This window comes from Actinokineospora sp., from assembly GCF_052390155.1.
Lineage (GTDB): Bacteria > Actinomycetota > Actinomycetes > Mycobacteriales > Pseudonocardiaceae > Actinokineospora.
This window is the reverse complement of record NZ_JBQTHF010000094.1, coordinates 1-10,552: the sequence shown is the minus strand read 5'-3', so window position 1 is coordinate 10,552 and position 10,552 is coordinate 1. Positions and strand designations below refer to the sequence as shown.

Annotated in this window: 6 protein-coding genes and 1 CRISPR repeat array; all 6 genes read left to right on the top strand. The window is 69.4% G+C overall.

Annotated elements, in window-relative coordinates; all coding sequences use genetic code 11:
* Positions 1 to 449 precede the first annotated feature (449 nt).
* The 6 genes from cas3g to cas2 all read left to right on the top strand — a co-directional run bounded on the left by cas3g (position 450) and on the right by cas2 (position 9,274).
* Complete coding sequence (cas3g, locus tag ACT4N7_RS26335; protein ID WP_444831549.1) at positions 450 to 2,813, top strand: type I-G CRISPR-associated helicase/endonuclease Cas3g; 2,364 nt, start codon at positions 450 to 452, stop codon at positions 2,811 to 2,813.
* A gap of 447 nt (positions 2,814 to 3,260) precedes the next feature.
* Positions 3,261 to 4,973, top strand: a complete 1,713-nt coding sequence (gene cas8g1, locus ACT4N7_RS26330; protein WP_444831548.1) for a type I-G CRISPR-associated protein Cas8g1/Csx17 — start codon at positions 3,261 to 3,263, stop codon at positions 4,971 to 4,973.
* A complete protein-coding gene (gene cas7g / locus ACT4N7_RS26325; RefSeq protein WP_444831547.1) occupies positions 4,970 to 5,929 on the top strand; it encodes a type I-G CRISPR-associated RAMP protein Csb1/Cas7g in 960 nt (319 codons plus the stop codon). The genes cas8g1 and cas7g overlap by 4 nt, the downstream gene beginning before the upstream one ends.
* 4 nt (positions 5,930 to 5,933) lie before the next feature.
* The gene (gene csb2 / locus ACT4N7_RS26320) at positions 5,934 to 7,340 is read left to right on the top strand and encodes a type I-G CRISPR-associated protein Csb2 (protein ID WP_444831546.1); all 1,407 of its coding nucleotides are present in this window, start codon (positions 5,934 to 5,936) and stop codon (positions 7,338 to 7,340) included.
* Position 7,341: 1 nt separating this feature from the next.
* Positions 7,342 to 8,982, top strand: coding sequence for a CRISPR-associated endonuclease Cas4g/Cas1g (gene cas4g/cas1g, locus ACT4N7_RS26315; protein WP_444831545.1), 1,641 nt, complete (start codon positions 7,342 to 7,344; stop codon positions 8,980 to 8,982).
* Between the two features lie 4 nt (positions 8,983 to 8,986).
* Positions 8,987 to 9,274 carry a CRISPR-associated endonuclease Cas2 gene (gene cas2, locus ACT4N7_RS26310; RefSeq protein ID WP_444831544.1) on the top strand — a complete coding sequence of 96 codons (288 nt, stop codon included), beginning with the start codon at positions 8,987 to 8,989 and terminating at the stop codon, positions 9,272 to 9,274.
* Between the two features lie 174 nt (positions 9,275 to 9,448).
* Positions 9,449 to 10,496: a CRISPR direct-repeat array (repeat unit 36 nt; unit sequence CTGATTCCGGTGCTCCCAGCCGGACACCATTGAGGC).
* Positions 10,497 to 10,552 lie beyond the last annotated feature (56 nt).

Sequence of the window (10,552 nt, the reverse complement as noted above, 5' to 3'; positions counted from 1 at the left end):
GCGGTCCGCGAGGGTGATCGTCGTGGGGGTGGCGCGGGTGGTGGGTTGTGGTGGTTTTGTGGTGTTGACCTGGGTGCGAGCGGTCCCCGGGGTTGGAGGTCGGACCTGACCGCTCGCGTTGATCTTGGGGTACGTGGCCTGGCGAGTGGGGTGTGACCTTGCCGGTGCTGACGTGGGGTCGCCGGGTCAGGGTCAGACCGCCGGGCGTGCGCTCCGAGAAGCTGCGAGCAAGCGCCGGATCGGCGGGGAAGTCCAACGCCTGCACCTTCGTTGCGGAGCCCGGGCGACCCCCGCCAACAGCAGAGGTTCGGCTCATCACAGGCTCTCGCCTACCTCATTGGGCTGCCGCCGGGCATCGCTGGCTCGGCAGACTACGGTGCTCACCGCGAACCCTTCAATTGGGACAAAGTCGACGATTGATGACAAATTCTGTAACGGATGGAGTCGAGATGGTGACTTCATCGGCGATGGACTTCACCGACTTCGCCATGAGGGCCACTGCCGACCCGTTCACGGGGGTCGGCGTGTGCCCGTATCCGTATCAGGTGTTGCTTGCTGAGCGCGGTCTGCCGGACGTGCTGCGGGCGCCGACTGGTACTGGGAAGACGTTGGCGGCGGTGTTGCCGTGGCTCTTCCGTCGCAATACGCACCCGGGGGACACGCCGCACCGGTTGGCGGTGGTGTTGCCGCAGCGCAGCCTGGTCGAGCAGACGGTGTCGGCGATTCGGCGGTGGTTGGGCAATCTTGGGGTCGAGGTGCCATTGCATGTGCTGATGGGGGGCGAGGATCTGGGTGACCGGTCGTGGCAGACCGGGCCGGATCGGGATGCGATCTTCGTGGGTACGCAGGACATGGTGTTGTCCCGCCTCCTGATGCGTGGCTACGCCGAGGGCCGCGCGGGTTGGCCGATGAGTTTCGGGCTCCTGCACGCGGGGACGCAGTGGGTGTTCGACGAGGTGCAGTTGATGGGGCCGGGGCTGCCGACTTCGTTGCAGTTGCAGGGTTTGCGTGAGTCGTTGGGTGCTGCGTTGCCGTGTCGGTCGATGTGGATGTCGGCGACAGTGGACACGAACCGGTTGTCCACAGTGGACTTTACCCGAAATCTTGAGGTGCTCGACATCGCGGATACCGAGGTGACCGAGGCGTTGCGGGTTCGGTTGGACGCCGCACGGACGGTTCGCGAGCTGGATCTGGACGGGGTGGATACGCGGCGGTATCCACGGGTGCTGGCCGAACGGGTGATCCGCGAGCATCGGCCTGGGACGCGGACTCTGGTGGTGCTGAACACCGTCGAGCGGGCGATGGATGTGCATGCCGCGCTGGCGAAGGAGTCCGGCGGGGCCGAGTTGGTGTTGCTGCATTCGCGGTTCCGGGCGGACGACCGGCGCGGGCACACGGCGCGGGCGCTGGCCGAGCCCGGTCCTCTTGGGACGATTGTGGTGGCCACGCAGGTGTTGGAGGCCGGTGTGGACGTCACGTCGGACACGTTGGTGACCGAGGTGGCGCCGTGGCCGTCGGTGGTGCAGCGGGCGGGCCGGTGCAATCGGGACGGGTTGGCGGTGGGCGCGCGGCTGTTCTGGGTGGCGCCGCCTGCGGGGCCCAGGTCGCATCTTCCTTATGCGGCGGCTGATCTCGCGGCGAGCGCGGCGGCGTTGACGGGGTTGGCGGGCCGGGCGTTGACCGGGGCGGAGTTGGGTGCGGTGGATGTCGCGGTGAGCATGCCGGTGCATCCGGTGTTACGGCGCCGGGATCTGCTCGATCTGTTCGACACCGCGCCTGATCTGTCGGGCAACGACATCGATGTGAGTCCGTTCGTGCGGGACCCGGCCGAGCACACCACGACGGTGGCGTGGCGTGATGTCGCGAGTCTGGAGGACGCGGCGGCGGTGGGGCGGGGTGAGTTGTGTCCGGCGCCGATCGCGGGGGTGCGCGAACTCATCGCGTCGGGGGCGAAGATCTTCGACCAAGTCGATGGGCGGTGGCGTGCGGCGCGGCGGGAGGACGTGCGTCCGAGTGCGACGATCGTGTTGGACGCGGCCAGGGGCGGGTATCTGCCCGAGCGGGGGTTCGACCCGAACAGCGCCGTGCCGGTGGAACCCTGCGCCGCCGCGGTGGGGGTGCCGGACGCGGTGGACACCGATCCGCATTCCGCAGGCCGGGCCTGGGTTTCGCTGGCCGCGCATCTGGATGACACCGCGCGCGCCGCCGCCGATCTCCTGGACGGTTTCGGTGACCGGCTGGACTTGAGTGCGGCCCAGCGGGACGCGATTGTGCTGGCCGCTCGATACCATGACATCGGGAAGGCTCACGGGACGTTCGCCACGTCGCTGGAGAAGGCGAATGTCGAGAACCCTCCGCCGCCGGGTGGGCCCTGGGCCAAATCGCCGAGCCGGGTCCCGTTGCGACACAGTCCGCCGCATTTTCGGCATGAGTTGGTCAGTGCGCTGTTGCTGTTGGACGAGTCGACGGGGTTGCTCGACGGCATCGCGGAACCGGACCTGGTGACGTATCTGGCGTTGGCGCACCACGGCAAGGTTCGACTGACCGTGCGCGGGCGCTCCGGCGAACCGTTCGGCACCACGCTGGGAGTTCGGGAGGGCGAGTCCACCTTGCCGTTCGAGTTCAGTGACGGCACGACCGTCGCCGCGCGCCCGCTGTCGCTTCTGGCCACCCGGCACGGCGAGAACTCGTTGACAGCGAAGGCGTTGCGGCTGCGTGACCGGACCGATCTCGGGCCGTTCCGGGTCGCGTTCGCCGAGGCTCTGGTGCGCGCCGCGGACTGGCGGGCCAGCGCCGAGGGCGGTGTGGGGTGACGGCGTTGACGCTCGACGGGTGCCGCACCACGCCGCTGGCGGGGTATCTGGCGTCGCTGGGTCTGCTGCGTGCGGTGACCCGGCTCGCCGACGGGTCGGCCGCGGGGTATTGGCGTCAGGGCAGGTTCGTCCTGTGCGGCAAGTATTCCACAGTGGACGATCTGGTTTCCGATCTGCTCCAACGGTTCGCGCCCGAAGCCATTGTGTCGCCGTGGAACGCGGGGTCGGGTTTCGCGGGCAACGGCAAGAGTGCGGCGGCGGAGGCCGCGCTGCGGTGGGCGCGGGAGTCGGACGACCCGCGGGTGGCGCGGGTGCGCACGGCGGTGTTGGCCGGGGATCGGGTGGTGGAGGTCGGGCGGCGGCGCGGCTGGGGCGGTGGGGGTGGTGAGTTGTGGGAGAAATCCCGAAAGAAGGACCTGCTTCGGTTGTGCCGCAACGAACTTCCCGATGACGCGGTCGCCTGGTTGGATGCCGCGGTGGCGCTCGGGCAGGACGAAGACCCGTCGTTCTCGCGGCTGTTGGGCACCGGGGGGCAATCTGGGCAGGCAGGATCTTTCCTCGACGTATCTGCAGATGTGCCGGTCGGTTCTGGAGGATCGACAGAGCCGAGCGTGGCTGTCGACCGCGTTGAACGGCCGCGACCCGGTGCCGTTGCCGCGCAAGACGCTCGGCCAGTACAACCCCGGCGGGGTGGCCAATCCCGAGGAAGACGGGGCGGTGGGGAATCCGTGGCGGTTCGTGCTGCTCATCGAGGGCGCGTTGCTGTTCGCGACGGCCGTGGTGCGCCGCCACGGCGCCGACTACGGTCGGGCGGCGGTCGCGTTCCAGGTGCGGGGGTCCACCGCCGGGTTCGATTCGGCGGCGGCGAATGAGCGCGCGCTGGCCGAGTTGTGGGCGCCGGAGTGGTCCGCGCCGGTCTCGACCGCCGAGTTGGCCCACCTGTTGGGTGAGGGGCGGGCCGAGTGGAACGCCCGACCCGCGCAGTCCGGGCTCGACTTCGCCCGCGCGGTCGCCACGCTGGGGGTGGACCGCGGGATCGACGCGTTTCAGCGGCACGTGTTCGTCGACCGACTCGGGCAGAGCCCGCTCGCGGTGCCGGGCGGGCGGGTTCTGGTCGCTGAGCGCGGCGGCGTGGCATTGTTGGCGCCACTGGATCGCTGGCTCGACACCGTGCGGCGGTCGGACCCGCCAGCCGGGGTGGCGGCGCGGGTGCGGGCGGTCGAGCAGGCACTGTTCACCCACGCGGGCTCGGACGCGCCGACGGACCTGGTCGAGGTGTTCGCCACGCTGGGCGGCTGCCACGAGGCGGTATCCAAGTCCGGCGCGGTCCGCGCCGTGACCGCTCCCCTGGTCCTGCCGCATGGCAAAGCGCTCCTGGCGCGGATGTGGCGGGCCGCGCACCACGACGTCGAGCTGCGTATCGCGCTGGCACTGGCCACTGCCCACGACGCGAGCGCACCGCCCACGCTCGGCGGGCTGCGGCCCCTGCTGTCCCCGGTGCACGCCGCGGACCGCTCACCGCGGTGGACCGGCGGCGCGGCGGCGGCGTTGGGGTCCGGGCTGTTCGCCGCGCTCGCCGAGGCCGCCCGGCGCCGCGGATTTCCCGGCGCCACAACGGATAACGCGGTCCCCGCGGTGCGCGGTGCGCGGCTGGGATTCGCCGAGGGACTGCGGCTGTGCGGTGGCGACCTCCGTCGTCTGGTGGGCGCGGCGATCGACGAGCAGCGGACCGCGGACCTGCTCGCCGGGTTGCTCACCGTGGACTGGCGCGGAATCTCCGACCGACCCCTGCCCGGTGCCGGGCGCGCGCACGGCGACCCGGGGATCGACCCGCTGGTTCCGTTCACCGGGACCGACGCCCTACCGGTGCGCCGCGACGACGGCGCCCAACGGCCGACTGTGTTGCGGCCCGGGCACCAGTGGCCCGCGTTGCTGGCCGCCGGGCGGGTCACGGCCGTGCTGGGCGATGCCGCGCACCGGCTGCGGATCGCGGGCACCCGGCACGTCGTCACCGCGCACCACGGCGGCCAGGACGGCAGGCGGCTCGCCGCGCTGCTGCTCGTGCGCACCACCCTCGCCGACCGCCTCGCCGCGCTGCGCCGGGTCGCGGTCATCCCGCCACTTCGTTCGACCATCGCCGATCAGGAGAGTCCCGCATGAACAGCCGCCACATCTATCACGTGGACCTGGCCCCGGTGTTGGGCAGCACATTCCAGCCGACCGGGTTCCCCGATGTCGGCGCGGCCACCTTCACCAGGTTCGAGGGCGGGCAGAAGGTCGACGCGCTGTTGGTGGAGTCCGTGCAGTCGATGGCCAATCGGCTGGAGGCCACCGCTTGGGACAGCGCCGCGGACCGGCCGGTCGACGCGGTGGCCGGGTTGCCGTGGGTGCGGGTGGTGCGGGCGGGATCGGCGGAGTTCCTGACCTCCAGCCGCTTGGAGGCGCACCGGCTCGCGTCGCCGTTCGTTCACAAGGCCACAGTGGACGGTAGGCCGATGCTCGACGTGATCAAGGAAAAGTTGGGACTGGCCAAGGACACGCCGTTGAACCGGTCCGCGATGGCCCGCGCTGTCGCAGGCCTCGACCCGTTCTGCCTCGTGCACGGAGTGTTCTTCTCCCACAAAGAGTGGCTCGGGCAGCCGAAGTTCGCCCGGGCCTCCTCGGCGGTGATCGAGGCCCACGACGTGCTGCGCGCGATCAGCGGCGGACGCAAGTCCGACCGGGTGCGCCACCAACTCGGCGAGGACGTCGGCGGCACCGCCGAGGGCTACGGCTCGGTGCCGTTCCACCGTACCGAGTGGACAGCGAAGCGGATCGTCGCGTCGTTCGTGGTCGATGGCGAGCTGCTGCGGTCCTACGGCCTGCCCGAGCCGGTCGCGGACCTGCTGGAAACGTTGGCGCTGTGGGAGATCCGGGTCCTGCTGACCGGCGGGCTGCGGCTGCGCACCGCGTGCGACCTCGACGTGGTGTCCGAAGTGGAGGCACGGCGCGGCCCGGCGCTGCCCGAGCTCGACGAGCTGACCGGGCGGCTGCGCGAGCTGATCGGGCAGTGCGGCGAGGTGTTCGGCGACGGGGAACCCCTCACCGTCGAGTGGTCCTCGGGCAAGAAGGGCTGAGCCGGTGCCGACCACCCTGGTGTTGACCTTCCCGTGGGGCCGCTACCACGCCACCCCGTGGGACCGGCACGTCAACGAGGGCGCCGTCGAGCTGCCGCCCTCGCCGTGGCGGGTGCTGCGCACGCTGTATGCGGTGTGGTGCACCCGCGCGCCCGAACTGGACGCCGACACCGTGCACGATCTGCTCGCCGCGCTCGCCGCTCCCCCGGTGTTCCACCTGCCTCGACACGGCATCGCGCACACCCGGCACTACTACCCCGACACCAAGCACGGCACCGACCGCACCCTGGACGCGTTCGCGGTGTTCGAGCGGGACGCGGAGTTGGCCATCACCTGGCCCGTCGACCTCGCGCCAGGCCAGCAGGCGGCGCTGGCGCGGCTGGCCGGGTCGATCCCCTATTTCGGGCGCGCGGACAGTATCTGCACCGGCGCGGTCGTGGCGGGCTGGTTTCCCGACGCGCACGAGCAATGGGTCCCGCTCGACGTGGCGGACACGATCGCGCAAAACGCGACGGTGACCTCCGTTCTCGCCCCGCAACTCCCGCTGGCGATAGCGAGCCTGCTCGCGACCCCCGCCCAGGTGCGTCGGGGCGGCCTGGAGTTCCCGACCGGCACGCACCTGGTCGCCTACCAGCGGCGCACCGCCGCCCTGACATCCGCCCACCGGGCACCGGAGAGTCCGAACAGGACAGTCACGGCGGTGCGGTTCGCCGCACTGCAGACCGGGCTCCCGCCTGCCACCGACGCCGTCATCTACACCGACCTGCTGCGGCAGGCCGCGCTGGCGAAACTCGGCAGGCTGCGGGAGGAACGCGAACTCACCATGCTGGGCGGCAAGACCGCGACGTCGACCGAGGGCCGGATGCGCGACCAGGGCCACGCGCACTACCTGCCGCTGATCGAGGACCGAAGGCTCGCGGGGCTGCTGGTCTGGGTGCCGGGCCGGTTGCCCGCCGACGAAGTGAAGTCGCTGCTGGAGGTGACCCGGCTGTTCTCCGCGATCAACGACAAGTGGCGCCTGTCCGTGCGGGCATCGGGGGTCGGCCTGGTCGAAGACGTCTGCCCCGAACTGGCCGCCGCGCACTCCACCTGGATCTCGGCCACACCGTTCGCCCCGTCCCGATATCCCAAGCGCCGCACCGCATGGCCCGAGTTCGTCGCCGCCGAGGTCCGACGTGAGCTTGCTCTGCGCGGAATCAGCACCGACTGCGAGATCGAGACCGTCGAGGGCGAATGGACCGCGTTCCGGCGCTACCGGCCCTCCGCCCGGCAACGCCACGACGCCAACCAGGGCCAGGCCCGCAGATCGGAGTTCCTGCGCCTGCGATTCGACACACCGGTGCCGGGCCCGATCGCACTCGGCTACCTGAGCCACTTCGGGCTCGGTTTGTTCACTCCCGAACTGAGCTGACATGGACCCAGACCTGCTTCCGGCGCGGATGGTGAACGAGTTCGTCTACTGCCCGCGCCTGTTCTACCTGGAGTGGGTCGAGGGCCGCTTCGCCGACAACGACGACACCCGCCTCGGCAGGCAGGTCCACCGCCGCGTCGACAACGAGGCCGGTGCGGCGCCGCTGCCCGAGGAGGGAGAGCTGCGCAACGCGCGGTCGGTGACGCTGAGTTCCGAACGGCTCGGCGTGATCGCCAAACTCGACGTAGTCGAGGGCGAGTCGGGCATGGTCGTGCCGGTGGACTACAAGAAAGGCGCCCCGCAGTCAGACGGGACACCGTGGCCCAGCGACGAAGTTCAGGTCTGCCTGCAGGCCATGGTGTTGCGCGAACACGGCTACCGGTGCGACCGCGCCGAGCTGTACTACGCGCAGACCCGACAACGCGTCACCGTCGAACTCACCGACGAACGGGTCTCGCGGACTCTGGACCTGGTCGCGGACGCGCGTGGCACCGCCGAGCGGGCCACCGCGCCGCTGCCGCTGGTGGACAGCCCGAAATGCGTGCGCTGCTCGCTGGTCGGCCTGTGTCTGCCGGACGAGACCAACGCGCTGCTCGCCCGCCGCGACCAGCCACCCAGACGCCTCGTGCCCCGCGACCCCGACCAACTCCCGGTCTACGTCACCGAACCAGGCTCGTTTGTCGGAGTCCGAAGTGGACGCCTGGAAGTGAGCAAGGACAAGGAGAAAATCGCCTCGTTCCGAGTGCTTGACGTCGCTCAGCTCGCCGTCTTCGGCCGCGTCCAGATCAGCACCCAGGCCCTCACCGAGTGCTTCGCCCGCGGCATACCCGTGCTGTGGCTCAGCACCGGCGGCTGGCTCCAGGGTTTCGCCGTCGGCCAACAGACCGGATACGTCGAACTCCGCCGCCGCCAGACCGCCGCACACGCCCAAGGCGGCGCCGGGCTCGCCCAACGGATGATCGCCGGGAAGATCCTCAACTGCCGGACCCTGTTGCGCCGCAACGCCCGCGGCGACGTCAACACCACCCTGGCCACCCTCAAACGCCTCGCCGAGGCAGCCCGTGACTGCGACAACTTCTCCTCGCTGCTCGGCATCGAGGGAACCGCCGCCCGCCTGTACTTCGGCGCCCTGCCCACCATGCTCGCCGAACCCGCCACCGCGTTCGCCGCCGAATTCTCCCAACTCGGCCGCAACCGCCGACCCCCACCCGACCCCGTCAACGCACTGCTGTCGTTCTGCTACTCGATGCTCACCAAAGACCTCGTCGCCATCACCCTCGGCGTCGGCCTCGACCCACAACTCGGGATCTACCACCGCTCCCGCCACGGGAGACCAGCACTCGCCCTCGACCTGGCCGAGGAATTCCGACCCCTGATCGCCGACTCCGTCGTCATCGGCCTGCTCAACAACGGCGAGATCACCGCTTCGGACTTCATCCGCAGAGCAGGCGCCGTATCCCTCACCGCCGACGGCCGCCGCACAGTCCTCCGCGCCTACGAACGCCGACTGCACACCGAAATCCGCCACCCCGTATTCAAGTACAAAATCAGCTACCGGCGAGTGATGGACGTCCAGGCCCGACTACTCGCCGCCGTACTCGTCGGCGAACTACCCGAATACCTACCCATGGTCACCCGGTGATCGAATGGCCAGACGCCGCTACCTCATCGCCTACGACATAGCCGACCCCAAACGACTCCGCCGCGTATGCATCCTCATGGAAGACCACGGCCAGCGACTACAGTATTCGGTATTCCTCTGCGACCTCACCCTCGCTGAACGAGCCGAACTCGAAACCGCCGTCACCGACGCCATGAACCTCAACGAAGACAGCGTCATCCAGATCGACCTCGGCCCGGTAAACGCCCCCGCCCCCGTCCGCACACTCGGCAGACGCCGCACCCTGCCCCACACCGGCCCACAGATCGTCTGACGCTGTTGCGAGCGGTCAGGTCCAGCCTCCAACCCCGGGGACCGCTCGCACCCAGGTCAACACCACAAAACCACCAGAAACCACGGCTCCCGCCACCCTCAAGACGATCACCCTCGCGGACCGCTCGCAACCTCAGGTATCCTCGCAGGTCACAGGGCCCGAAAACCCCGAGCCCTGATTCCGGTGCTCCCAGCCGGACACCATTGAGGCGCCCCCTGGCCGTAGTACTTCTGGGCGATCTTCCACTGATTCCGGTGCTCCCAGCCGGACACCATTGAGGCTTATCGTCGGCGGCGGGGGTATTGTTAACTCTTAAACTGATTCCGGTGCTCCCAGCCGGACACCATTGAGGCCGCGTACAGGGTCGGCGCGTTCACAAAGATGTTGAGCTGATTCCGGTGCTCCCAGCCGGACACCATTGAGGCTCTATGCCTGGCATGGCACCCGCGTCCCCGCCGACCAGCTGATTCCGGTGCTCCCAGCCGGACACCATTGAGGCTCGCGGAACGGCTTGGTGCACATCGCGAACGGACCCGACTGATTCCGGTGCTCCCAGCCGGACACCATTGAGGCCACACCGCCTGACGCAGTTTCACTCTTCGCGATAGCTGATTCCGGTGCTCCCAGCCGGACACCATTGAGGCACCCGTCGCCTGTCGGCCAGGGTAGGGACGTCAGGCCTGATTCCGGTGCTCCCAGCCGGACACCATTGAGGCAGATTGATCGCCGCGCCAGAGCTCGGGAAATCCCCCCTGATTCCGGTGCTCCCAGCCGGACACCATTGAGGCCGACAAGAGCGCATCGCGCAGGACGCGCAGTGGGGGCTGATTCCGGTGCTCCCAGCCGGACACCATTGAGGCTGCCCAGTTCCAGTCGGAGCCGAACTGGTCGGCTGGCTGATTCCGGTGCTCCCAGCCGGACACCATTGAGGCCCCGTCATCGTCGGTAGAAGACCACAAAGCTGTTTCGACCTGATTCCGGTGCTCCCAGCCGGACACCATTGAGGCTCCACGACGACGCACTCGCTGACCCGCGTCGTCTGCTGATTCCGGTGCTCCCAGCCGGACACCATTGAGGCCCGATAAATAGGTGTGACGCCATGCTGTAACACGTGACTGATTCCGGTGCTCCCAGCCGGACACCATTGAGGCGTGCAGCAGCAGGTGGGCCAGAAGGTAGGCGAGGTCTGATTCCGGTGCTCCCAGCCGGACACCATTGAGGCGTGCAGCAGCAGGTGGGCCAGAAGGTAGGCGAGGTCTGATTCCGGTGCTCCCAGCC